Here is a 23,945-nt window from a genome sequence, read left to right on the forward strand (position 1 = left end):
TATTTAGAAAACAAATCAGCCGAGTCCTACATAGACGGGTCGACGTCGATGACGACGCCCGTCTGCCAGCAGGCCGGAAGGTCACGCATCGCCTTCTTTATCGGTCCCAGGTCGGCTGCCGTCAGCGATATGACCAGCCGGTACTTATTGCGTATCTTTTTGATGACGTCTTCATAAGGACCGATGACGATGACCGAAGATCCGTGTTCCTTATTCCAGCTTTCAAGGGCGGCAGAGATGTCATTGGCCTTTCGCCAGACTTCCCTTTCGTCGACATCATTGATCAAGATCTTGGTCATTTCCTGAAAAGGAGGATAGGCCAATTCTTTTCGGAACTGAATTTCCTGATCGTAAAACTCCCGATAGGCCTGACGAGACGCACATTGAATGACGTAGTGGTCCGGCGCATAGGTCTGCATGACGACGCGGCCCGGAACCTCGCCTCGGCCGGCCCTGCCGGCCGCCTGAGTGAGCAGCTGGAAAGTCCGCTCCCCGGCCCAATAGGCCGGCAGGTTGAGCAGGCTGTCGGCCGACAAGATGCCGACAGCACTGACGCCGGGGAAGTCATGGCCTTTGGCGACCATCTGCGTCCCTAGTAAGATATCGTATTCATGGCGGCGGAAGGCTTCAATGATGCGGTCACCGCTGTGTTTTCGACTCGTCGTATCCTGGTCGAGGCGGACGATGCGGGCCGTCGGAAAGAGTTCGTGCAGCTGCTGCTCCACCTTTTCCGTACCGCTGCCAAAAAATTTAATGTATTTGCTGCCGCAGGACGGACAAACCGTCGGCACAGGCTTTTCAGCGTCACAGTAATGACACTTCAAATGAGACGACTGGCGGTGATATACCATGGCTACGTCACAGGTATCACACTTGACGACGTAACCGCATTTGCGGCACATGACGAAGGTCGAGTAGCCCCGCCGATTGAGAAGGATGATTGCCTGCTGCCGCGCTGCCAGCGTTTCATTCAAAAGGTTGTACAAGGCGTCGGAAACGACGCGGTAATTCCCGCGGGCCAGTTCCTCCCGCATATCGACGACGGTCACTTCCGGTAAAGGGCGCCGGCCGACACGTTCTTTCAGTTCGACTAAGACGTAATCCCCTTCCAGGGCCTTATAATAATCACCTAAAGCCGGCGTCGCACTGCCGAGGATGACCGGACAGCCGTAATAAGCCGCCCGCTTCCGTGCTACGGCAACGGCATGGTAGCGCGGTGCCTCATCCTGCTTATACGAGCTGTCGTGAGCTTCATCAACGATGAACAGGCCGATGGACCGGGCTGCCGAAAAGACGGCCGATCTGGCGCCGATACAGATGTGACTGGTCCCGTTCTGCATGCGCAGCCAGTTATTTCGCTTTTCCCCTTGGGACAGCTGGCTGTGCATGACGACGACATCGTCGCCGAAGCGGCGCAAAAAGCGGCGCACGATTTGGCCGGTCAAGGCGATTTCCGGGACTAAGACGATGACCTGCTGTCCCCGCTTCAGAACTTTCTCAGCGAGCTGCATATAAATTTCAGTCTTGCCGCTGCCGGTAACGCCGTGGAGGACGTAAGTCTTTCCGCCTTCATCCCTTTCGATAAGGGAAAGAGCTTCTTCTTGTTCCGCCGTCAACGGCAAGGCCTCATCGGGTTCCATAGACGGCAGGATATTCGTCGTCCCTGCCGGATGCTGTTCCCACCGGGCAAGACCGGTCGCACAGAGGCGGCGCATGAGGTCGCGGGTATAGCCGCGGGACTGAAAGTAAGCTGCCGGCGCCGTCCCCTTTTCTTTCAGCTCGGACAGCAAGGCCTGCTGTTTAGGCCGGCTGCGGAGAACATCGTCAAGGTCATCTGTTACAAAGGACAGCCAGTCCTCCATTTTATCGGCAATCTTATTCTTTAAAATACTTTCACTGCAAAGGCCTTTTTCTGCTAAGAGCTGTGAAACAAGGTCGCTGCCGAATTTACGGCCGAGGGCCCCCTTTTCCACGCTGCCCTTATCAGCAACATAGAGCTGAACCGTTCGGCCTTCGGCCGTTGTCGAAGATACGGGCCCCAAGGATACGCGCTCGCGACGAACGAGGCCGCGCTTATCGATCATGAACAGCCGCAGGGCATCGGAAAGGTTGCAGACGTAATAGTCGCGAATCCAAAGGGCCGTTTCGATCATTTCTTCCTGGAATCCCGTCTGCGTCGACAACAGGCTCTCAATGGGCTTTAAGGTAAAATCAGACGGCTCTTCCAGTTCTTCGTGGAGGGCGACGACGATGCCCTCTTCCCGGCGAAAGCCAAAGGGTACGACGACGCGGCTGCCGACGCGAACGGCTAAGTGTTCCGGCACGATATAAGAAAAAGTCTGCTGCAAACGCTTGGCCGTCGTATTGATGATGATTTCAGCAATCACGGACATACCTCCTAAGGGCCGCAGCTAAAAAATCACTGCTGCCCGAGGGCATACGCCCAAAAACAGAAAGAGACTGCCGTAGCTGCGACAGTCTCTGCGTATTAATTATAAGCCGGCTTCCTTGCGAAGCGTTTCCGCTTTATCGGTCTGTTCCCAAGGCAGGTTGAGGTCGTTGCGACCAAAGTGGCCATAAGCAGCAGTCTGTTTGTAAATCGGCCGCTGTAAGTCGAGCATGGCGATGATGCCAGCCGGACGGAGGTCAAAATTCTTTTCAATGAGTTCGACAATTTTATCATTGTCCACCTTGCCCGTACCGAAGGTTTCGACGTGAATCGAAACGGGACGAGCGACGCCGATAGCATAGGCCAACTGGATTTCGCATTTGTCAGCAAGGCCGGCAGCGACGACGTTCTTGGCAACGTATCGAGCTGCATAAGCGGCCGAACGGTCAACCTTTGTAGGATCCTTCCCGGAGAAAGCACCGCCGCCGTGACGAGCCATGCCGCCATAGGTATCGACGATGATCTTGCGGCCTGTAAGACCGGAGTCGCCCTGAGGACCGCCGATGACGAAACGGCCCGTGGGGTTGATGAAGAGTTTGGTCTTATCATCGAACAAGCCCTGAGGGAGTTCCGGTTTGATAACGAATTCGAGGAGGTCCTTTTCAATCTGTTCACGCGTGATTTCCGGACTGTGCTGAGCGGAAATGACGATGGTGTCGATGCGGACCGGTTTGCCGTCTTCGTATTCGACGGTGACCTGGGTCTTGCCGTCCGGACGAAGATAAGCAAGGGTGCCGTCTTTACGAACACTGGCTAAGCGGCGTGCCAAACGATGTGCCAGGGAAACCGGCAAAGGCATGTAATCATCCGTTTCGTTCGTTGCATAGCCGAACATCATGCCCTGGTCACCGGCGCCGATCGTATCGAATTGATCCGAATTGCCGGCCTTCTTTTCAAGGGCATCGTCGACGCCCATGGCGATATCCGGAGACTGTTCATCGAGGGAGACCAAGACGCCGCAGGTATCGCAGTCAAAACCGTATTTCGCACGAGTATAGCCGATGGAACGAATCGTTTCACGAACGATATGCGGGATATCGACGTAGCACGTCGTCGAAATTTCACCGACGACATGGACCATCCCGGTGGTCACTAAGGTTTCACAAGCAACGCGGGCATTTTTATCTTTTTCAAGAATGGCATCCAAAATGCTGTCAGAAATTTGGTCAGCCATTTTATCCGGATGCCCTTCGGTTACGGATTCAGATGTAAAGAATTCACGATTTTTCACCATGAGTTTTCCTCCTTAAAAAAAATTCCCCTCATTCATGACTGTCATGAGAGGGGCTTCCAATCCCCATCTGCCAGTATAAGACTGCTGGAATTAGCACCTTTCATAATAGAAGGTTGCTGCGACATCATAGGGCCAGTCCCTCCGTCGTCTCTTGATGGTTCTTTATTTAATTTACTGGTTCATTATAATTCAAACCACTCTATTTTGCAAGTTCTTTTTTGGTATAGCAAACATGAGTTCTCTCTTGACGACTAAGTTTTAAGAATGGCAGTACATCTTCAGGCTTCCTCTCAGAATGTTTTTTACATCCGCTGCAGAAAACGTTATAATGAATAGATAGAAAGAAAGGATGATTGAGATGACCAAATTGCGGCCAAGAGATATATTTTTCAACGACCCTTATTTTGACTTTGCCACCCACTGCAAGACGGCAGACCTGCGTTTGGCCAAACGCGTAGAAATTTGGGATAAATGGTACCGTACCCAAGGACTGGTAACGACCTTGCTGCAGCGGGAAAGCCTGGCTTTCATCCGCTACAATGACACCGACCGGGAAGAAGCCTTGATCTTCCGCATTTACGAGCGGACGCCGGACCGGCTGCTCATCAACACCTATTATGCCGCCAAGAAGGATACGACCGAAATCTATGCCGGCACGATCCGCTTTGAACGCTACGGAACGGCGCAGACGACGGGCAATGATTCCTACATGGGCATGATTGACCTCCTGATGTTAAAGACCGGCGATGAACTCCTGGGACTGAGCGACGTCTTCGAAGACATCCAGCAGGCCAAACACATGGCAGCCCAGGCGCTCGGCATCTACTTGATGTCCATCTACGACGGCCCCTGGATCGATGACAGCGAAGCCGAGGCCAATAAAACACCGGCCATGATTGCCGGCGAAGAACGGGAAGAACTCCTTCAGCTGCGCCAAGAAAAAGCACAGATGGAAGCCGACCGGGAAGAACTCCTTCGCCTGCGCCTGGAAGCGCAGAACCGCAAGACCGTCCTGTCCGAACTGGAACGGCTGCGCCAGGAACTGGATGAAGAACGAAACGGCCGCGAACAGGACTTCCAGCGGTACGAAGCCACCCTCCGTCAACAAGAAGAATATACGGAGCGAATCAAAGAAAAGGCCGCCAGCCAAGTATCGGAACTGTTGACCCTGCGCCAGACCCTCCGTAAATATCAGGAAAATCCCGAATTAGCGAAAAAGGCCGCCGCCCCTGCCGAAGCGGTAAAACCCGCGGCAGCTCCGACAGCTGCAGCACCGGAAAAAGCGGCAACGCCCGAAAGAGCAGCAACACCAGAAAAATCAGCAGTGCCGGAAAAACCGGCGTCCCCTGTAAAACCGGAAGTATCGACGCCGCCGACAGCGTCCGTGAAATCGACGGAACCGGCAGCAACCTCGTCCACGCAAGCAACAGCGGCAGCGTCGGTGAAATCGCCATCACTCTCGAAATCGGCTGAACCGGTACACTCATCGTCAACACCGGCATCCTCAACCGAATCGGTGAAATCGGCAGACTCATCGAAATCGTCCGAACGAGCAAGCGCATCGTCAACGCCGGCAGCCTCGACAGCATCCATAAAATCGACACCGGCAGCGGAATCGGCAGCCCCGACAAAATCGACCGAATCGGTCAAACCGTCCCCAGCCAAGAAACCGACGGCCGACCGGGGACTCGAACTGCCGTCCTTTATGACTCAAAAGGACTACACGCACAGCCTCGACCGCTTCCTGGCAGGACGCCAAATCGCCTTGGCCGGCGGAACTTCCGAATGGCAGCGCCGTATCAAGCACCGCTTCCCGACGGCTATCGCCCTCAGCGGGCATACAGGTGATGAAAGAATCCTGCGGGCCTCGACCCTCTTAGTCCTCAACTTGAGCGAAGGCCAGACGGATATCATCAAATGGGCTATGGCCGCTGCCCGCGACATGGGCTGCCCCTATCTCCCCATTAAGACGACGAATTTAAACGGCTTTGCCAAGGCCGTCGTAGAATACGCCCAAAAATAAAAAAACGGCAGGAACCTGCAGACAGATACTGCGAGTTCTTGCCGTTTTTTTATTCAGTTAAACCGAAGCTTACCCTATTTTACCCAAGTAACGATGTCTTCCATGGCCTGGCGTGTCTTCGCATGAGGTTCTTCAGCACGGTAGCCGAAGCCGGCCATGACCGAAACGCCGAAGTGTTCCCGATCGAGCAGGCCTTCGTCAGCCAGCATGGCTTCGACTTTTTCTCGATGAAAGCCTTCAATGGGGCAGGAATCGACGCCGAGCATGGCTGCCGTCGTCAGCATATTGGCCAGTGCCAGGTAGGTCTGTTTGCTGGCCCAGTCAAAGATGGCCCGATCGCTTTCCAGTAAGTTGAAATCGTCTTTCTGGAAGGCTTCAAAGGCGGCTTTTCTCCCCTGCTCCGCATCTTCCGGCAAGTGCTGGATATCTCTCATGATGTGGGTGATATACGGCGAACTGTATAAGGTATCGACTTTCTTGCGAGCCAGCAGGATTACAAAGTAGCTGGCCCCTTTCAAGCTGTTCTGGGCTCCCCAGGCGATGGGAAATAATTTATCCTTAATGTCCTGTCGTTCGATGACTAAAAACTTCCACGGTTCAAATCCAAAGGAGCTCGGCGATAAGCGGCCCGCTTCCAAAATGGTGTTGAAGTCGGCGTCGGATACCTTTTTAGAGGCATCAAAACTCTTAGTGGCATGTCTGAAGTTAAAGGCTTTTAAAATATCGGCTGCTGCAATGGTCATATGTACCCATCCTTTCCGCATAATACTATATTTACATTTAATTTTGAGTATTTATCTCATATATCGTTTATGATCTAAGTATAGCACAAGATAGTCAAAAGGTGAAGAACGTAATTTTTTCATATTGACTCAGGATAACCTGAGCTGTTTCTATTTTCCATACCTGAAACAGCAGCCCCCTTTTCCCCCAAAGGACAGTCTCGACAATCGCCAATTGCAAAAAACCACCCTGCCAGGCCCTTACGGGCTCCTGACAGGGTGGTCTCAGTTATGCCTTTGTTTTGGAAGATTTGGCGTCGATAATCGCAGCCGCCCGGGCTACGATGATGGATGCCAGTTCGTCTTTGGTCATCTTTTCTAAGGTCTCCGAAGATCCGTCGGGGAAAAGCAAGGTAGCAATATTAGTCGTCCCTCGGAAGCCGGCGCCTTCGGCGCTGACATCGTTGGCGACGAGCATATCGAGGTTCTTTTTCTCGAGTTTCTTCGTACCGTATTCGATGACATTCGTCGTCTCAGCGGCAAAGCCGACCAAGACCTGATGGGTCTTCTTTTGGCCTAGTCCATAGAGGATATCGGGATTCTTAGTCATTTCAAGATTCAGAACATCGTCGTTCTTTTTAATCTTGTTTTCAGCCGGATGGGCCGAACGGTAATCGGCAACGGCTGCGGCTTTGATGACTAAATCGCAGTCGTCATAATACGATTCGACAGCCGCTTTCATATCGTTCGTACTGCCGACATCGATACGGCGTGCCAGGCCGACCGGCGTCTTTAAGTTATCCGTCGTACCGGCGACTAAAGTGACTTCCGCTCCGGCTGCCACAGCGGCTTTGGCAATGGCAAAACCCATGCGGCCGCTGGAATGATTGCCGATGAAGCGGACCGGGTCGATCGGTTCCCGAGTCCCGCCGGCAGTGACGATGACTTTTTTGCCTTTGAGCAAATCGTTCTTACAAGCCAGCAGTTCGATGTAATCGACGATGACGCCCGGGTCGGGCAGACGGCCGATGCCTTCGATACCGCAGGCCAGGTATCCGCTGTCCGGCTCAATGAGATGATAGCCGAATTTTTTCAATTTGGCCATATTATCCTGGGTAATAGGATTCAAATACATATTGCTGTTCATGGCCGGTGCCATCAAAATCGGCGCCGTCGTCGCCATGACCGTCGTCGTCAGCATATCGTCGGCAATGCCGCCTGCAATCTTACCGATGATGTTGGCCGTAGCCGGGGCAATGACCAACACGTCGGCCCAGCGGGCCAAGGCGATGTGTTCGACGTTGAATTCAGGAACATCTTCGAACATGGAAACGGCGACGGGATTTCCCGATATTTCCCGCAGGGTCAAGGGCGTAATCAACTCCGTTGCATGGGCCGTCATGATACACTTGACTTCGGCCCCTTCCTTGCGGAGCTGACTGGCAACGGATGCCGCCTTAAAGGCTGCAATGCCGCCCGTAATACCTAAGACAATCTTCTTCCCTTCCAAACTCATGGCAAGTACCTCCGTGTCATTTAATGCCGTCGTGAGGGGCTTCGTAAGTAATTTTATCCTGGTCGATTTCTTCCATGGCAATGGATACTACTTTGGTCGTATCGACATTTACCAGAGCATCATCGTGATCTGTCAGTTCACGTGCCCGTTTGGCTGCCAAGGTAACCAGTGTATATTTGCTGTCAACTTTCGTCATCAAAGATTCGAGGGTCGGTTTAATTAACATAGTTCATCTCTCCTAATCATTTATACAATTCTTTCGTATGGGCAATGTTTTGGGCATTGCGCATGACTTTACACTGTTCGGCTTTTATGATGGATGCCGCTTCATCGATAGCCGCCGTCAAATCGTCATTGACGATGACATAGTCATAGCGGTCGATCCAATCCAGTTCTGCCCTGGCCTTGGACAGGCGGCCGGCAATGACTTCGTCCGTATCGGTCTTACGGCTGCGCAGCCGGTGTTCTAAGACAGAACGGCTCGGCGGCACGATGTAGATAAAGACGCCCTTGGGATAGCGCTCTTTGACCTGCATCGCCCCTTGGATGTCGATTTCCAGCATGACGTGCTGCCCTTCTTCCAGCATTTGGTAGACGTATTTCTTCGGTGTGCCGTAATAGTGGTCGTAGACCTTGGCATGCTCGAGAAAGGCGTCTTCTGCCAAGAGCTGTTCGAAGCGGGCATTGTCTGCAAAATAGTAATTGACGCCGTCGACTTCGCCCGGACGGGGCTGACGGGTTGTCATAGAAATAGAATATTGGATATTAGGGAACTGGTCGCGCAGGGCCGCGCAAATCGTTCCTTTACCGGCTCCGGATGGACCGGACACGACGATGAGCAGTCCGGAATCGTTCATAGTATTACTCCCTTTCTTCTTCCGCTGCATCGACGGGAAAGGCATCGCTGCCTGCCGATATGATACGGTGGGAAATTGTTTCCGGCTGAAGAGCCGACAAGATGAGCCAGCCGTTGTCCATAACTACGACGGACCTCGTCTTGCGGCCGAAGGTCGCATCGATGAGGGTATTGCCGTCGCGGGCATCTTGGATAAGGCGTTTGATCGGCGCCGATTCCGGGCTGATCATGGCCACGACTTTATTGCCCATGACGACATTGCCGAAGCCGATATTTAATAAATTAAAATTCATCATTCGATATTCTGCACCTGTTCGCGGATTTTTTCGATTTCATTTTTAAGCTGCAATACCGACTCGGTAACCGCTAAATCGCCGGCCTTGGAGCCGATGGTATTGGCTTCTCGGTTCATTTCCTGAATGAGGAAATCCAGTTTTCGGCCGACTTCGCCTTCACTTTCCAGCATGCCCTGAAGTTGATTCAAATGGCTGCCGAAGCGGACGACTTCTTCCGTAACGTCGACCTTATCGGAATAGATGGCCACTTCCTGTAAGAGCCGATCTTCGTCAGGCACGGCGACCTTCACCTTTTCGATGAGCTGGCGGATTTTCTTTTCCAGCCGTTCTTGATAGGCTGCCGTCATGGCGTCCTTGCGGCCGGCAATGTCGTCGACAATCCCTCGAAGGACAGCCGCCCGGGCCAGCAAATCGCGGCCGATGTTAGCCCCTTCGCGGACCCGCATGGCAACCATGCTGTCTAAGGCCCCTTTCAAGGCCTCTTCAAAAGGCGGCCAGCTGGCATCCGTATCGATAGCCGGCGGCGTCTGGACGAACCAGTCTTTGGTCAGTGCCATAACCTCACCCAGCGAAACGGGACTTCCATCAAAAAAGCGCCCCTTAGCGCCTTCGAGAGCCAGCTTCACAGCGCCCAAAGCAGCATCGTTAATCTGGATATCCGGCGGTGCCGGAGCAATATCTTGAACAGTAACAAAGACGTCGACTTTGCCCCGCTTCAAGACTTCCTTGATGCCGCTTCGCAGACGGTCTTCCAAAGCCAGGTAAGCATGAGGCATGCGTACGTTCAATTCTAAAAACCGTTGGTTCACTGCCCGCATTTCAATGGTAACAGCCAGTTTACCGTCGTTCCCGGTACCCCTGCCAAAACCAGTCATACTTCGCATGTTCGAACCCCCTTAATAACCTATTCAATATCTCATTATAGCCTATCTGGCGTCCCTATTGCAAATTTTTTATCCCGATATCGGCATATGCCTTCTTTTTATGACGACCTTTCCAAGTGCGGACTGCGTCGAGATAACCTTCCCTGCCCGTCCGTCGATAACTCTACGGAAATAAACAGCCTTACCCCTTTGCCTTTCCCATCTCTTTTGATACAATGAAAGAAAGGAGAGATTCACTATGAGGCGACCGTGAAAGACGTTGGGAGGTCTGCTTATGAACAAGCATCACCAAGGTCTGTCCTTCTTGGATTTTATTTTATATGGCATCGAAATCATCTCTTCCCTCTGTATTTCCGTTCTCATCCTTATCATCGCCGTTCCCTTCATGGTATTCGCTGTCTATCTCTTCTGCCTGCTAGCCTTTCCCGCAGCCTGGGTCATTCCCCTTACGGCAGGCCTTCTCGTATTTATCCTGCTCATCATGGTCATTTCGATTTGGTCCGAATGGCGAGACCCTTAGGCCTAATCCCCTTCTGTCCGGAGGGGATTTTTTCTATCTCTTCACATATCCCTATAAAACATGATATGATAAAAAGGATTGAATTTTTTAGTGTACCAGATAAGGAGGTACTCTTATGAACTTAGACGGTATCACATTACACTGCATTACCAACGAACTGGCCGATATCCTCAAGGGCGGCCAGATTTCTAAAATTTATCAGCTCGACGCCAGGTCTCTGTACTTCCGCATCTTCAATGACACCGGACTTCATCATCTGGTCATCACCCTCGACGATTCGCCGCGCCTCTATATTGCTGACACGGTCCCGCCGACGCCGGATATTCCGACAGGGCTCTGCATGTTTCTCCGCAAGTATTATGAAAACGGACGCATCGCGTCTATCGCCCAGCTCCATCTGGACCGGCTCATTGAAATCGCCGTCGACGTCCTCGATATATCGGGCAAGGTCGTAACCCGTAAGATCCATGTCGAACTCATGGGGAAATACAGCAATGTCATCTTCACCGAAGACGGCACGATCATCGAAGCCCTCATTAAAACCGGCAAGAACAAACAGGCCGTCCGCACCATTGCACCCAAGGAACCCTACGACTTCCCACCGAATTTCATGCGCATGGACCCCTTTTCCTTTTCTGCCCAAGAACTGACAGACATGATGGAAACAGGCGGCGACGAAGCCTTAAAGACGTGGATGCTCAAGCGATTTAACGGTATGAGCACCGTCGTCTTAAATGAATTGTCCCATGAATCCGGCATCGATACGGCTACCGCCGTAGACGATCTGTCCCCGGCTGACCGTTTCGCCTGGTGCCGCACGGTCGAAGCCTTCGGCAAGCGTCTCGAAGGGATTTCCGGTGCCTATGTCTACACCGTCAAGGGCAAGGAAGTCATCTTCCCCCTGGAACTCGCCAGCCTTTCCCAGTATCCGCGGCGTCACTTCCCCCTCATTGAAACGTACCTCAGCGAATACCAGGCCACGCACCGCAGCCTGAACGGCGAACAGGAGCAGCTGCAAAAGAAGGTTTCAAAACTCATTGAAAAGCAGAAGCGCAAAATCAAGCGCATTGCCGATGAAATGAAGGAAACCAAGAAAATCGACACCTATAAACTGTACGGCGACCTACTCATGATCTACGCTTATGAAAAACACGACCACGAAAAACAAGTGACCGTCAAAAACCTCTTGTCCGAAAATCAGGAAAACGTCACCATCGCCCTCGACCCGGCCTACTCCATGACCGACAACGCCAATCGCTATTACAAGCGCTATACGAAGCTGCGCAACCGCAAACAGATATCGGCCCAGCTCCACGAAGAAAACCAGCAGCATCTGGACTACCTCTACTCCCTCGAATATGCCCTGGAAAATACGACGACGAAAGACGAAATCACGGACATCAAGGCCGAAATGAAGCAGATGAATCTCATCAGCGGCCACAATAAGGAAAAGCAGAAGAAGGAATCGGCGCAGGACATCTTGACCGTCGACGCCGACGGACTGACCATCTGGGTCGGCCGCAACAACCGGCAGAACGATTTTCTGACCTTAAAGAAAGCTCATCCATACGATCTGTGGTTCCATGTCAAGGACCAGCCCGGTTCCCACGTCATCTTAGCCTCGCACAATGCCGAACCGACAGATGCCCAGATCGAACGGGCTGCCCAGCTCGCCGCCTATTACAGCAAGGGCCGGGACAGTTCCAAAGTCGAAGTCGACTGCACCCTCGTCCGCCATGTGAAGAAGCCGGCCCACGCCGTCCCGGGCTACGTCATTTTCACCAATCAGACGACGTATATTGTCGAACCGAAAAAAGAATAGTGCCTCTAAAAGAGGTCGACAAAAAAGCTCTCGCAGCAGCTGCGAGAGCTTTTATTATTACATCTGTTTCAAATACCAACTCAAAGGCTTGGCCTTGGTCGTCGTATTTCCCTTGTCTCCGCCAGCCAGCGAAAAGACCAGGGAGTCGCGGTACATCTTGGCAACGGCTTCCAAGGTATCCATCCGATAGAAGGCTTCTTTTAAGTCCGCCCCTACGGTGACGGCACCGTGGCGTTCCATGAGAAAGGCCGAAGCCGTTTCAGCAGCTGCGCCGCAGCCTTCGGCAAGGGCTGACGAACCAGGCGGCGCATAGGGCACAGTCGGTACGGCACCTAAGACCATGGCCCCTTCAGTCACGATATCAGCGGCAAAGGGAATACCGGCAACGGTCAAGGCCGTCGCCGTAACAGGATGGGCATGGATGATAGCCCGGACGTCCTGCCGCTTCCGATAGATGGTGAGATGGAGAGCCGTTTCCGACGACGGCTTCCCCGTCCCTTCTATCACCGTGCCTTCAAGGTCGACGACCAGGAGGTCCTTGGGACGCAGTTCGCCCTTCGGCAGGCCCGACGGGGTAATGACGATCAGGCCGTCGTCACGGCGGTAACTGATATTGCCGTCGCAGGCAGCGACTAAGCCCCCGTCTTTCATGGCCTTTCCGACAGCACAGAGTTTTTTCTTATTGTCCAACGGTTGTCCCCCTTAACGCATAGACGGCATATTGCGGCCGTTGTAGATTTCCAGCATTTCCTGGCGAACCTGGCGCCGAATCTGCTGTTGTTCCCGTTCGCTTAAATCATCTTTGGTAATATTGAACAGGTAGTTATTTAAGTCGAAGTCATGGAGGACCATCTTGGTATGGAAAATATTCTCCTGATAGACGTTGACATCGATCATGTCGTAGCGATTCCGCGTCGCCGGAGCAATGTAGTTCTGAATAGAATTGATGCGGTGGTCGATAAACAGCTTCTTGCCGTTCATATCCCGCGTAAAGCCGCGGACGCGGTAATCCAAGGTGACGATGTCGGAATCGAAGCTGTCGAGGAGGTAGTTGAGCGCATTGAGTGGGGAAATACGGCCGCAGGTCGACACGTCGATATCGGCCCGAAAGGTCATGATCCCCTTTTGAGGGTGGCTTTCGGGATAGGTATGGACGGTCAGATGGCTCTTGTCGAGGTGGCAGACGACGTCGGCATCCTGGACCGCTTCTTCGGAAATGAGGATGGTGACGCTCGCCCCTTGGGGGTCGTAGTCCTGGCTGGCGACATTTAAGACATGGGCGCCGATGATATCCGATACATTGCGCAGAATATTGGTCAGTCGTTCGGCATTATACTGCTCATCGATATATTCGATATATTGGCGGCGCGATTCGTCACTGACAGCATAACAAATGTCGTAGATGTTAAAGCTCAAGGTCTTGGTCAGGTTATTGAACCCATAGAGCTTCAGTTTCTTCGTTTTCATGAATGGTATATCCAGTTCCTTCCATAGGCTTATTTGCGGTCAATCTCATGAAAGGCGATGTCCGTAATGACACCGTCGTCAATGGTTACAACAGCATACGTCCCCTTTCGCCCGTCTCGGGGCAGGCCGATGCTGCCGGGGTTGACGATCCACAAGTCATGGTCGCGCTTGATAAAGCGGCGGTGGGTGTGGCCGAAGACGACGAGGTCCGCCTTTTGCTCACGGCCTAATTCGACGAGCTTCTGCAGCCGTCGTTCTCCATACCACTGGCTGCCGTGAATGGCGACAATGCGGATACCGCCAACGGTAACACAGCGGCATTCCGGATCGTTGGTATGGTTCAGATAGTCATTATTCCCCAAGACGGCATAGACCGGCACGCCCGTGTAGATCGCCAAATCCTCGCCGTCGTCGCAGTAGTCGCCGCCGTGAATCCAGGCAGCTACATCGGGAGCGCTGTCAGCCATGCGGGACAGGCATTCAAAGCGGCCGTGGCTGTCGCTGACCAATCCGACGCGGACGGTACTCATGACAGGGCCTCGACGAGTTTCTTCAAGGCCTTGCCCCGATGGCTGATTTCATTTTTTTCATCCATCGACAGTTCGGCCATAGTCTTCCCCTTTTCAGGAACATAGAATAAGGGGTCATAGCCAAAGCCGTTATGACCGGCATAGACGTCCTGCAGGACGCCGTCACAGCTCCCTTCAGCCTGTACGGTACGGCCGTCGGGCCAGATGAGGACCAGAGAGCAAATGTAGTGAACCGTCCGCTTTTCCGGCGGAAAAGCCGAAAGTTCGGCGATGAGTTTTTGATTATTGGCTTCATCATCACAGTCGGGGCCGGCATAGCGGGCCGAATAGACGCCGGGACGGCCGCCGAGGGCATCGGCAGCAATTCCCGAATCATCGGCCAGGCACGGAAGGTTCGTAGCCTTCATATAATAGGACGCTTTCAATAAAGCATTTTCGGCAAAGGTCGTTCCCGTTTCTTCGGGCTCGGTAACCGACGGAAGGACATCGTGTACTGAAACGGCTTCATAGCCTAAGGGTTCCAAAATACTCTTAAACTCCCGTATCTTTCCGGCATTATGCGTTGCCAATACGATTTTTTCTGCCACGGTGCATCTCCCCCGTCTGTTTATTTCTTAGCCAGTTTGGCGTAATTCTTGATGACGACAATCGGCGTCTTCTGAGACGCATTGCCAAAGGGATTGTCGATGAGAATCCGGGCGATTTCTTTCGGATTGATGCCCTTGCTGTGACCGAGGACGGCCGAGCGCTTGAGGTCGTTGACGTCGGCCACGACAGCGCCGTAGCAGCCCATGCGCTGTTTGATCTTTTCAGCTACCTTATCCGGTTCAGCCGGACCGTAGACGATGCATTTATCAAAGGGCGGCATGGTCCCCGTAACGTCGTCGGTCAGGGAAGCCTGACGGCACTTGGCATACCATACGCCGTTTTTACCGGCCAATTTGGCGAAAAAGCCGACGATGAACCAGAACAGCATCTTCCATTCCCCTTCGAGGTTCATAGCTGCCTGCATCCCATAGAGGCTGGCCATGCTGCCTTCACCGGGGACGAAGCGCCGCATGAGGCGGGCCTGCCAGGACGGCGTCAATTCTTCCGGCCGCGTGTAGCGGTGCTGGGTAATAGCGACGACGCTTTCAGCCGTGCAGACTAAGTCGTCGGGACCGACGACATGCTTACCATATTCTTCGATGACATCGACGATATCATCCTTATCCGTAAGGATTCTTGTTTTTACAGGGACTAATTCTACTGGTACTTCCATTTCTGCCATTATTCTAAGACCTCCTAATTCAGTTCCAATGCGTGCTGTACTTCCGCTGCCTTCAAGGTAATGCGGGCCTTATGGATGTACCATTCGCTGCGGGATACGACTTGATAGACGAGATCAACGGGCATATCGGGGAAGGTCTTCAAGTCTTCGCGGATATTGCCTTCTTTGCTGACTAAGGTAATGGTAACGCGAATCATGCCCCGATCGCGGGGATTAAAAATAACAGATTCCCAATAGTTGTCATCCCGTTCAGCAGCCTTATTGGCAAGTTCAGACTGAACGGTGACCTTGTCATACTGTTCACGAGGAAGGAGGGTCCGGGGATAAAAGTCCATGATCGTTCCCAGCTGCCGGCCGGCATTGTGAATGGGCACTTCGGTTTCAAAAACGGCCCGGTTCTGCGTGATTTCCTTCATTTCGAAGGGCTTCCGATGACGGGCATCGATGACGAAGCGGGCATCGCCCTGCCGCCAGGCAAAAAAGCGGAACAGCAGGTACAGAACGGCAGCAATGCCGATGACGGCAATGATAACATTGAATAAGACATAGAAAAACACGGCGCAAGACTCCTTTATGTAAAATATAGATACGATTAAATGAGGGTGATTTCTTCAGCTGTAAATTCATTGGCCGGAATGAGGTGCTCTGCTAAGTGAGCGCCCCGCTCCTTTTCAGCCGTAAAGCAAAGGCGTAAATAGCCGTTTTCCTTGTTAGGGTTAAGCAGTCCGTCTTTCTTTAAGACATCCAGCGTTTCCAGGGCCATTTCATGGGCCGGGTCGACGAAAGCGATGGAATCACCGCAAAATTCTTCGAACAAAGGCTGGATGAAGGGGAAATGCGTGCAGCCAAAAATGGCCGTATCGGCTCCGGAACGAAGGACCGGCTCCGTATACTGCTGCAAAGGACCGCGAATTTCGGGTCCGTCGAGGACGCCCCGTTCGATGAGGTTGGCCAGGGCCGGGCAGGACTGTTCGACGATTTCGATATTCCCGTCCATGGCAGCAGCGACCTTGCGGTGGCTGTGATTATTAATCGTAAGCGGCGTAGCAAAAACGGCGATCTTTTGGGTCGCACTGATTTCCTTAGCCGTTTTGAGCCCCCGGCTCATGCCAATCAGGGGATAATCGACTTCCTTTACGACCTTATCATAGGCAACGGCCGTTACGGTGTTGCAGCCGATGGCGACGACCTTAACCTTCTGCTCGGTCATAAAATGCAGAATGTCCCGCGTATACTGAAGGATTTCAGCCGGCGTCCGCGTCCCGTAGGGATTGCGTTTGGTATCGCCGACGTAGATGATGTCTTCATGAGGCAGGAGCATCCGCAGTTTAGCGACGACGGTCAGCCCGCCGACACCGGAATCAAACACACCGATAGGCCGTGAATTACCTTCCATGAATGGCTCCTTCGACGTCTGTATCTGCCTGTTCGGCAGCGTACATGGCCTGTAATTTTTTATAGTCCTCATCGGAAAGGCGGGCTACTTTTCCGCTGTCCTTATGGACAAAGACGTTCTGCGTCGTTCCTGTCGCCAACAGGCGGCGGTCATCGTGACTGACGATGCGGTATGAAAAGACCATCTGCGCCCGGCTGAGCTTTACCAGGCGAGTTTCGATGTCAATGATATCGGCATAGTTTATCGGACTGATATATTCGCAGGATACGCTCTTAATGGGATAGGTAATCCCTTGTTCGAGGAGGACGAATAAGTCGAGACCGGCAGCGGCGAAATATTCACAGCGGCCGCATTCAAACCAGCGAATATGATTGGAGTGATGGGCAATCCCCATCATGTCCGTTTCATAGAACCGCACTTTTTCAACAACAGTAATCATAAATTCTTAACTCCTAACTTTATACACGCTCATATTATTTTACGATGATGACCTTTGTTTGTCAAAGGAAAAGTCTGAAATACGAACGATAAAGGGACTGTCCTCGTGCGACAGTCCCTTTATCAATCATGATCCGGTTACTTACGAAATTTTCAGGAACGGGAACATGCGGCGTACCTTTTCCCGGTGTTCCGGTTTGACATAAGTCCCGGCCAAGTGCAAGGCTGCAGCGACGACAGCGGCATCGTCCAGCCAGCCAAGCCCGGCAAAGACGTCCGGCACCAGATCAAAGGGCAAGATGACGTAGCCGATAGCCCCCATGAGGGCCAGTTTAATAAACTTCGGCGTGTCCTTATCTTGCATGCAATAAAAAATTGTCAGGATTTTGGGCAAAAATCGAACTTTTCTTCCTGCTGTGCGAATAAACATAATGAATCGGCCCGGTGTATAAAATTGGGCAAAAAAGCTCAGTATCTTCCACATGGGCGTTCACCTTACTTCAAGTCTTCTAAGGATTTTTTAGCATCTTCTACAGCAGCCTTGACTTTTTCTTCCATATCATCGGCATCCATGTCGGATACTTCCTTAGCAGCGTCCTTGGCGGCGTCTTTAACATCTTCCGCGGCATCCTTGGCGTCTTTGGCAGCATCCTTAGCGGCGTCCTTAACATCTTCCGCGGCATCCTTGGCGTCTCTTGCAACGTCCTTGGCTTTGTCCATGGCGTCCGAATCGACGACTTTATCGACCGTATCATCAAAAGCATCTTTGGCATCACCGGCGGCATCTTTCAGGTCATCGGCTTTTTCTTCGACGATTTCATCGACTAAATCGTCCTTATGGCGGACAGAGTTGTACAGTTCTTCCCCTTTTTCTTTGACGTCCTGAATGCAGTCTTTGGCAGCACTGCCCCATTTTTTCATGAAATCGATGGTTTCATCACCGAGGGGAACGTTCTTTAAAGGATTTTCTTTAATCTTATCGGCCTGTTCACGAGCCTTGTCCTTCCATTCGCCCATCATTTCGATGTACGGGCCCATATCAGTAGGCATGCCGTCTTTCAGCCAGCGCTGAGTGACGCGGCCCAGGCTGTAGGTAATGCCGACGGCAACGGGAACCTGGATGACGCTGAAGGGAATGAGCGTCGTCAGCAGCGTACCGGCTACGCGGCTTCCGACAGCGCCTAAGAAGGCGATCAGAGCGCGTTCGCTCAATTTTACGTCATAGACTTTAGCGATACGGCTGACGAGATAGACTTCATTAGCCATGAGGGCTGCCGTTCCGATAAGGGGAGCAATGACGATGGCACCGGCCCGGGCAGCGGCCCAGCGGCACAGCATTTCGACCTGAACGTCCTTGTCTTCCGTCGTCTGCTCCATGGCTTTGACGACACTGTTGGCAGCGTCTTCACCTGACTGAGAACGGTTCTGCTTGAAATCAGCGAGTTCTTGCTTCAAGGCTGCAATTTCTTCCTGCAACTGCTCTACAATCTTTGCATTTTCTTCATTTGCCATATGTAACACCCCATTCTGTGACGAAATAAAAAACTATATTTTATATTTTCCCATGTTTCTACCAGCTTGTCAAACCCCCATCGACAGGAAGTGCCGCTGCCGTAATGAAGGAGGCATCGTCGCTGAGAAGAAAGGCTATGGTCTTAGCAACTTCCTCAGCCTGAGCCAGGCGGTACAAGGGGTACTGCTCTTTCATCGTCTCCCTTTCCATATCCGGATGGTCTCGGAGCTGTTTTTCCAGCATCGGCGTTTCGACGTCGCCGGGACAGACGCAGTTAACCCGAATTTGGTGCGGCGCCGCTTCGAGGGCCAGGGACTTCGTAAAGGCCACGACGGCCCCCTTAGTTGCCCCATAGACGGAGCAGGCAATGTTTCCCTGCAGTCCGGCATCACTGCTGACGGTTACGATACTGCCCGGTCGGCGGCGCAAATGAGGCAGGGCGTATTTACAAAGGGAAATGGTCCCGTAGACATTGATTGAAAAGAGCCGCTGCACGTCGTCAGGCGTCACGTTTTCAAGGAGTCCCTGTTCATAGATTCCGGCCGAAGTAACGAGGCCGTCGAGGCCGCCGAAGAGGCGGACTGTTTCAGCGACCATATTCCGGCAGTCATCATCGCTGCTGACGTCGCCTTTTATATAATGGACGGCCCGGTCCGGCCCTAACTGCTGCAGAGCGGCCTTCCCCTTCTCCTCGTCCCGGCCGCTGACGGCGACCTGCCAGCCCCGGTCCAGGAGGACGGAAGCCGTCGCAAGACCTATGCCCGACGTGCCTCCGCTGATAAGTGCTGTATTCATAATAACCTCCTTATACGATACCGAGATAGGATAAGCCCAGTTTCCCAATGAGAACAACGGTCACGACGAGCATGACGACGCGGACAAAGGCCGTTCCTCTGCGGATGGCCAGGCGCGAACCGAAAAAAGCGCCCGTAAAGATACACAGGGCCATGACGACGCCGTAGACATAGAGGATCGTCCCGGACCAAACCAAGATGACGAAGGCCGTCACGTTGCTCATGAGATTGAGCATCTTGGCATTGCCGGCAGCCGTGACGAAATCAAAGCCCAGGGCTGCAAAGGCGACGATGAGAAAGGTCCCCGTCCCGGGGCCGGCAAAACCGTCATAAAATCCGATGGCCCCGGCAAAGAGAGCCGTAAGGAGTAAATTTCTCCCCGTCTCGCCGGCATAGGTATTGACCGAACCGAGATTGCGCCGCGTAAAGACGACGACAGCCGCTGCCATAAGGGACAGGATAATCAAAGGCTGGAGCCATTCCGCACTCATATGCAGCATGACCAGACAGCCGAAAACGGCCCCTATAAAGGTACAGGGAAGAGCCTTTTTCATCAGGTGACGATCGACCTTACCGGCCTTGAAGAACTGCCAGGCGCTCATGACGGCGCCAAAGGTCGCGGAAAACTTATTGGTCCCCAGGGCCAGGTGCGGCGGAAGACCGGCAGCCATCAGAACAGGCAGGGAAACGAGTCCCCCGCCGCCGGCGATGGAATCGACGAAACCGGCTAAAAAACCGCCGGCCATGATAAACAGCAGGACTCCGACAGAGAGGGTCGTATGAAAAAACTGAACTTCCATAAAAAAGACTCCTTTTAGAAAAAAACTCCTCTTGTTTCGCAGAGCGAAACCGAGGAGACCCTTTTCTTTAGTGTTCGTATATCAAAGATGACGGCACGGCCTCATCCGTTGGCGGCTGCAGGAGGCGTATGATTTCTTTGCCGATAATCCGTGCGCCGTCGCGGTGGCAGTCGAGACTGGCCTTCGACATGGCTTCCAATTTTTCAGGATGGGTAAATAAGTCCGATACGACGGAAACCAGTTCTTCTTGTTTTTTTACCCAGGCCGCACAGCCTTTGGCCTGCATGTACTTGGCATTAGCTTCTTCCTGCCCCGGAATCGGGCTGTACAGCACCATCGGTACTTGAACGGCTGCCCCTTCCGTACAGGTAAGGGCTCCGGGCTTGGTTAAGAGCAGCGATGCCCGGCACATGAGTTTTGAAATCTGATTGGTATAGCCAAGGATTTCCACGTCATGATCGAGTTCACCGCGCATCTTAGACAGTTCATCGTAGAGATCGGCATTATAGCCGGTTACGACGGTAAAGCTGTCGATGACGTCCAAGCGGTCTAAGAGCGCCAGGGACTGGCGAATCGAGCCCATGCCCAGGCCGCCGCCCATGATGAGGATATTCTTATCCTGCTGATGATCCTTATCCCAGTGCCACCGTTCCTGGTCAAAGGCCTTGCGTACCGGAATGCCGGAGACGACGACTTTATCAGCCGCTACGCCCTGCTTGACGAGCAGGTCTTTTATCTGTGTAGCGGCGACACAGTAGACGTCGATTTGCGGGTACACCCACAGCTGATGGATGGCAAAGTCAGTAATGACGCCGACTAAGGGAATATTCAGGCGATGCTGCCGCTTTAACAGCGCTGCAGCTCCCGCCGGAAAAGGATGAGTAAAGACCAGGACATCGGGCTGGCGGTCGGCTAAGACCTTGAGCAGTCGCCGTTTAAGGCCCCAGGCAAAGAGGGTCTTGACGGCCAAGCCTTTTTTGTACCCTTGTGACGAGTAGTACATCAAATCGTATAACAGCGGAAAGACATCGAGAATCTTAATGTATGTCTCTTTGACGATGTTGTCAATGGACAAGATATCATTGGACAGAAAATCTACGTGTTCGACTTCACATTCCTCAGGAATGGTCTTAACATACTCTTCGATTGCCCGTGCTGCCTGTGTATGGCCTGTACCGATCGAGGCCGACAGGATCAGGACTTTTTTCTTTGTCATGTAGGATCCCTTCTTTTATAAACAGCCTTCGTTGCACCTTCCACTATATAGTACGACAACTTGCATGAAAAGAAAAGGGCCGTTTTTCATGCGGCCCTTCGGATCGTACTTATTTGTTGTTGACCAAATCTTTAAGCTGTTTGCCAGCTTTGAAAGCCGGAGTCTTGGAAGCTTCGATCTGGATAGGTTCGTTGTTGCGAGGATTACGGCCTTCGCGAGCTTTACGCTGACGGACTTCAAAAGTACCAAAGCCGATGATCTGAACTTTATCACCCTGAGTAAGGCTGTCGCTAATAGCTTCGAATACTGCTTTTACAGCTTTTTCAGCGTCTTTTTTCGTCAAATCGGATTTCTGTGCTACTGCAGCGATTAATTCTGTTTTGTTCATGTTACTAGGTCCTCCTTTGGATCGTCACATCTTCTTAACACTAACAGTTTAGAGTTTTTCCTGCCGTTCTATCCGCTTGGCTTCCTGCCAGAATGAGTCCAGCTCATCCAGTGAAAACGCGTCCCACGGCCGGCCCGACTGGCGAACCCGGTCCTCGACATGAGCAAAACGGCTTCGGAATTTACTATTAGCCCGATGTAACGCACATTCCGGCTCTATATGATAGCGTCGGCATAAATCAGCAAATACGAACAAGACATCCCCAGCTTCTTCTTCAGCATGGACGGGATCGCCTTCATCCAGGGCCTGTCGGAATTCATTCCACTCTTCTTGGAACTTTTCCCAGACGCCTTCTATGTCAGGCCAGTCGAATCCGACTTTGGCCGCTTTCTCCTGAAGCTTATCCGCTGCCAGGAGCGACGGCAGTCCGGGAACGACTCCGTCCAGCAGGTGAGCGTGCTGCTGGCGTTGTTCTCCTTGCTTTAATCTATCCCAGTTTAACATACTCGTCCCTATATTTTCAAGGCTTTTTTGGCTAAAAACATAGGGATGACGCCGAATCATCTTATTTGTGATGTCTTTTACAACATCTTGTGCCGAGAATAGCCCTTTTTCTTCGGCAATACGGGCATGGATAGCCACTTGGTAGAGGATATCGCCCAGTTCTTCACGGATGCCGTCCGTGTCGTGACTGTCAATGGCATCGAGCATTTCATAGACTTCTTCGATGAGATACCGACGCAGGGTCCGATGAGTCTGGGCCCGGTCCCAGGGACAGCCGTCTTCGCGGCGCAGCCTGGCCGTGACCTCGGTCAGAGGCATCAGGTCAAAAGGCAGTTCTTCCTTGTCGATGCCCTCTTCCTGCCGCCGGTCATCGATGAGACGGCGCACAGCTTCCGCCATTTCAGGTCCGCCCGGAACGGTATGGACGACAGCGTGAAGGCGGCTCTCTCTCAATAAGAGATCGACGACGGGCCCATACGTTTCGGCAAAACTTTTCCCACCTTCTCCGTAGGCATCGAGGGGACGGTCATCCGTCCCTAAGGCGATGATTTTAATTTCCATGGCAGTTTTCCTCACTTCTGACAAATAGCTTACGCCTGTCATTATATCACGGCCCCCTTCATTTGTCGCGGCCGGCCTAAGGCCTTCCGGACCGAAAAAAGGGCATGGTAAAAAATCTGAAAAGAAGGCCCTTTCAGATTTTTAAAAACGATATCTATATCAGCCGCTCAACTTGGTCAGCAAGAAGATAAGCTGTGTCTGTTCCGCTTCACTGAGGCGGCTCATGAGCATTGAAATGCGGAGATAATGGTCTGGCAGCACATCGTTCATAAACTCCCGTCCCTGGGCCGTCAAGCGAACTTTTTTCCCGCGTTTATCGGTCTGGTCGATTGCCACTTCAGTCAGGCCGTCCCGAACCATGCGCTTGACCATGGTCGTAATCGTCGCCCGAGTGACACCGGCCCGATCGGCGAGCTGAGACGGCGCAATTCCGTCAGTCATCTGGTACAGTACGAACATGACCCGCAATTTACCTCGCGACAAATGATAATGGCTGGCCAGTACATCATTGATCGCTGAGCGGACAAACTCCGCTGCCTGGGAAATGCGGAGCATAGCCAATACGGCTGACGGTTCGATTTCCGGATTATCCTGTGCATATTTTTCCAATTCTTTCCGCGTAGGGAATACATCAAAACCCATAAGCGCTCCCTCCCCTTCTAATTAGTTTACTAATTAAAAGCATAAAATAAAGGCTCTTTGTCAAATATTGGGGTGCCAACTAAATCATCCACCGCGAATGGACG

At 52.5% G+C, this 23,945-nt stretch carries 27 protein-coding genes and 1 riboswitch; of the genes, 3 read left to right on the top strand and 24 right to left on the bottom strand.

Features of this window, described 5'->3' with window-relative positions:
* Positions 1 to 26: 26 nt before the first annotated feature.
* Positions 27 to 2,387 carry a primosomal protein N' gene (priA, locus tag QZQ46_RS02885; protein WP_296826640.1) on the bottom strand — a complete coding sequence of 787 codons (2,361 nt, stop codon included), beginning with the start codon at positions 2,385 to 2,387 and terminating at the stop codon, positions 27 to 29.
* 105 nt (positions 2,388 to 2,492) lie between these two features.
* The gene (gene metK, locus QZQ46_RS02890; protein ID WP_296826641.1) at positions 2,493 to 3,683 is read right to left on the bottom strand and encodes a methionine adenosyltransferase; all 1,191 of its coding nucleotides are present in this window, start codon (positions 3,681 to 3,683) and stop codon (positions 2,493 to 2,495) included.
* A 60-nt stretch (positions 3,684 to 3,743) separates the two neighbouring features.
* Positions 3,744 to 3,844: riboswitch (SAM riboswitch) on the bottom strand.
* A 197-nt stretch (positions 3,845 to 4,041) separates the two neighbouring features.
* On the opposite strand from metK, the gene QZQ46_RS02895 reads away from it, so the two are divergent.
* The gene (locus QZQ46_RS02895; protein ID WP_296826643.1) at positions 4,042 to 5,706 is read left to right on the top strand and encodes a hypothetical protein; all 1,665 of its coding nucleotides are present in this window, start codon (positions 4,042 to 4,044) and stop codon (positions 5,704 to 5,706) included.
* Between the two features lie 74 nt (positions 5,707 to 5,780).
* Here the strand turns inward: QZQ46_RS02895 and QZQ46_RS02900 are convergent, their stop codons facing one another.
* The 6 genes from QZQ46_RS02900 to QZQ46_RS02925 form a co-directional block, all read right to left on the bottom strand.
* The gene (locus QZQ46_RS02900) at positions 5,781 to 6,449 is read right to left on the bottom strand and encodes an NAD(P)H-dependent oxidoreductase (RefSeq protein WP_296826645.1); all 669 of its coding nucleotides are present in this window, start codon (positions 6,447 to 6,449) and stop codon (positions 5,781 to 5,783) included.
* 268 nt (positions 6,450 to 6,717) lie between these two features.
* Entirely contained in the window at positions 6,718 to 7,944 is a 1,227-nt protein-coding gene (gene coaBC, locus QZQ46_RS02905) for a bifunctional phosphopantothenoylcysteine decarboxylase/phosphopantothenate--cysteine ligase CoaBC (RefSeq protein WP_296826647.1), read from the bottom strand.
* Between the two features lie 16 nt (positions 7,945 to 7,960).
* Complete coding sequence (rpoZ, locus tag QZQ46_RS02910) at positions 7,961 to 8,170, bottom strand: DNA-directed RNA polymerase subunit omega (protein WP_296826649.1); 210 nt, start codon at positions 8,168 to 8,170, stop codon at positions 7,961 to 7,963.
* A gap of 16 nt (positions 8,171 to 8,186) precedes the next feature.
* Positions 8,187 to 8,801, bottom strand: coding sequence for a guanylate kinase (gmk, locus tag QZQ46_RS02915; protein ID WP_296826651.1), 615 nt, complete (start codon positions 8,799 to 8,801; stop codon positions 8,187 to 8,189).
* Between the two features lie 4 nt (positions 8,802 to 8,805).
* The gene (gene remA / locus QZQ46_RS02920; RefSeq protein WP_296826693.1) at positions 8,806 to 9,093 is read right to left on the bottom strand and encodes an extracellular matrix/biofilm regulator RemA; all 288 of its coding nucleotides are present in this window, start codon (positions 9,091 to 9,093) and stop codon (positions 8,806 to 8,808) included.
* Complete coding sequence (locus QZQ46_RS02925; protein WP_296826653.1) at positions 9,093 to 9,980, bottom strand: YicC/YloC family endoribonuclease; 888 nt, start codon at positions 9,978 to 9,980, stop codon at positions 9,093 to 9,095. Before QZQ46_RS02925 ends, remA begins: the two co-directional genes overlap by 1 nt.
* Positions 9,981 to 10,254: 274 nt before the next feature.
* On the opposite strand from QZQ46_RS02925, the gene QZQ46_RS02930 reads away from it, so the two are divergent.
* Both QZQ46_RS02930 and QZQ46_RS02935 read left to right on the top strand, forming a co-directional pair.
* The gene (locus QZQ46_RS02930; RefSeq protein WP_296826656.1) at positions 10,255 to 10,500 is read left to right on the top strand and encodes a hypothetical protein; all 246 of its coding nucleotides are present in this window, start codon (positions 10,255 to 10,257) and stop codon (positions 10,498 to 10,500) included.
* 115 nt (positions 10,501 to 10,615) lie between these two features.
* Positions 10,616 to 12,322, top strand: a complete 1,707-nt coding sequence (locus QZQ46_RS02935) for an NFACT family protein (protein ID WP_296826658.1) — start codon at positions 10,616 to 10,618, stop codon at positions 12,320 to 12,322.
* A 57-nt stretch (positions 12,323 to 12,379) separates the two neighbouring features.
* Here QZQ46_RS02935 and QZQ46_RS02940 read toward each other — a convergent pair whose 3' ends face one another.
* The 16 genes from QZQ46_RS02940 to QZQ46_RS03015 all read right to left on the bottom strand — a co-directional run bounded on the left by QZQ46_RS02940 (position 12,380) and on the right by QZQ46_RS03015 (position 23,841).
* Positions 12,380 to 13,012 (bottom strand): class II aldolase/adducin family protein, encoded by a 633-nt coding sequence (locus QZQ46_RS02940; RefSeq protein WP_296826660.1) that lies wholly within the window; start codon positions 13,010 to 13,012, stop codon positions 12,380 to 12,382.
* 12 nt (positions 13,013 to 13,024) lie between these two features.
* A complete protein-coding gene (gene speD / locus QZQ46_RS02945) occupies positions 13,025 to 13,789 on the bottom strand; it encodes an adenosylmethionine decarboxylase (protein WP_296826662.1) in 765 nt (254 codons plus the stop codon).
* Between the two features lie 29 nt (positions 13,790 to 13,818).
* Positions 13,819 to 14,319 (bottom strand): metallophosphoesterase, encoded by a 501-nt coding sequence (locus tag QZQ46_RS02950; protein ID WP_296826663.1) that lies wholly within the window; start codon positions 14,317 to 14,319, stop codon positions 13,819 to 13,821.
* The gene (locus QZQ46_RS02955) at positions 14,316 to 14,906 is read right to left on the bottom strand and encodes an XTP/dITP diphosphatase (RefSeq protein ID WP_296826665.1); all 591 of its coding nucleotides are present in this window, start codon (positions 14,904 to 14,906) and stop codon (positions 14,316 to 14,318) included. The genes QZQ46_RS02950 and QZQ46_RS02955 overlap by 4 nt, the downstream gene beginning before the upstream one ends.
* Positions 14,907 to 14,926: 20 nt before the next feature.
* Positions 14,927 to 15,589: a coenzyme F420-0:L-glutamate ligase gene (locus tag QZQ46_RS02960; protein ID WP_296826668.1), complete on the bottom strand. Its 663-nt coding sequence runs from the start codon at positions 15,587 to 15,589 to the stop codon at positions 14,927 to 14,929.
* A 14-nt stretch (positions 15,590 to 15,603) separates the two neighbouring features.
* Positions 15,604 to 16,146: a hypothetical protein gene (locus tag QZQ46_RS02965; protein ID WP_296826670.1), complete on the bottom strand. Its 543-nt coding sequence runs from the start codon at positions 16,144 to 16,146 to the stop codon at positions 15,604 to 15,606.
* 35 nt (positions 16,147 to 16,181) lie between these two features.
* A complete protein-coding gene (murI, locus tag QZQ46_RS02970; protein ID WP_296826672.1) occupies positions 16,182 to 16,985 on the bottom strand; it encodes a glutamate racemase in 804 nt (267 codons plus the stop codon).
* Positions 16,975 to 17,424, bottom strand: coding sequence for a thioesterase family protein (locus QZQ46_RS02975; protein WP_296826674.1), 450 nt, complete (start codon positions 17,422 to 17,424; stop codon positions 16,975 to 16,977). Before QZQ46_RS02975 ends, murI begins: the two co-directional genes overlap by 11 nt.
* A gap of 141 nt (positions 17,425 to 17,565) precedes the next feature.
* Positions 17,566 to 17,787: a YkvA family protein gene (locus QZQ46_RS02980; RefSeq protein ID WP_296826676.1), complete on the bottom strand. Its 222-nt coding sequence runs from the start codon at positions 17,785 to 17,787 to the stop codon at positions 17,566 to 17,568.
* A gap of 131 nt (positions 17,788 to 17,918) precedes the next feature.
* Complete coding sequence (locus tag QZQ46_RS02985) at positions 17,919 to 18,935, bottom strand: hypothetical protein (RefSeq protein ID WP_296826678.1); 1,017 nt, start codon at positions 18,933 to 18,935, stop codon at positions 17,919 to 17,921.
* A gap of 58 nt (positions 18,936 to 18,993) precedes the next feature.
* Positions 18,994 to 19,731: an SDR family NAD(P)-dependent oxidoreductase gene (locus QZQ46_RS02990; RefSeq protein WP_296826680.1), complete on the bottom strand. Its 738-nt coding sequence runs from the start codon at positions 19,729 to 19,731 to the stop codon at positions 18,994 to 18,996.
* A gap of 10 nt (positions 19,732 to 19,741) precedes the next feature.
* Positions 19,742 to 20,530: a TSUP family transporter gene (locus QZQ46_RS02995; protein ID WP_296826682.1), complete on the bottom strand. Its 789-nt coding sequence runs from the start codon at positions 20,528 to 20,530 to the stop codon at positions 19,742 to 19,744.
* Positions 20,531 to 20,597: 67 nt separating this feature from the next.
* Positions 20,598 to 21,746 (bottom strand): MGDG synthase family glycosyltransferase, encoded by a 1,149-nt coding sequence (locus tag QZQ46_RS03000; protein WP_296826684.1) that lies wholly within the window; start codon positions 21,744 to 21,746, stop codon positions 20,598 to 20,600.
* Between the two features lie 109 nt (positions 21,747 to 21,855).
* Positions 21,856 to 22,134, bottom strand: a complete 279-nt coding sequence (locus QZQ46_RS03005) for an HU family DNA-binding protein (RefSeq protein ID WP_044504084.1) — start codon at positions 22,132 to 22,134, stop codon at positions 21,856 to 21,858.
* A 48-nt stretch (positions 22,135 to 22,182) separates the two neighbouring features.
* Positions 22,183 to 23,199 carry a nucleoside triphosphate pyrophosphohydrolase gene (mazG, locus tag QZQ46_RS03010; protein WP_296826686.1) on the bottom strand — a complete coding sequence of 339 codons (1,017 nt, stop codon included), beginning with the start codon at positions 23,197 to 23,199 and terminating at the stop codon, positions 22,183 to 22,185.
* 159 nt (positions 23,200 to 23,358) lie between these two features.
* The gene (locus tag QZQ46_RS03015; RefSeq protein WP_296826688.1) at positions 23,359 to 23,841 is read right to left on the bottom strand and encodes a MarR family winged helix-turn-helix transcriptional regulator; all 483 of its coding nucleotides are present in this window, start codon (positions 23,839 to 23,841) and stop codon (positions 23,359 to 23,361) included.
* Positions 23,842 to 23,945 lie beyond the last annotated feature (104 nt).

Source organism: uncultured Megasphaera sp., assembly GCF_900539295.1.
Taxonomy (GTDB): domain Bacteria; phylum Bacillota; class Negativicutes; order Veillonellales; family Megasphaeraceae; genus Megasphaera.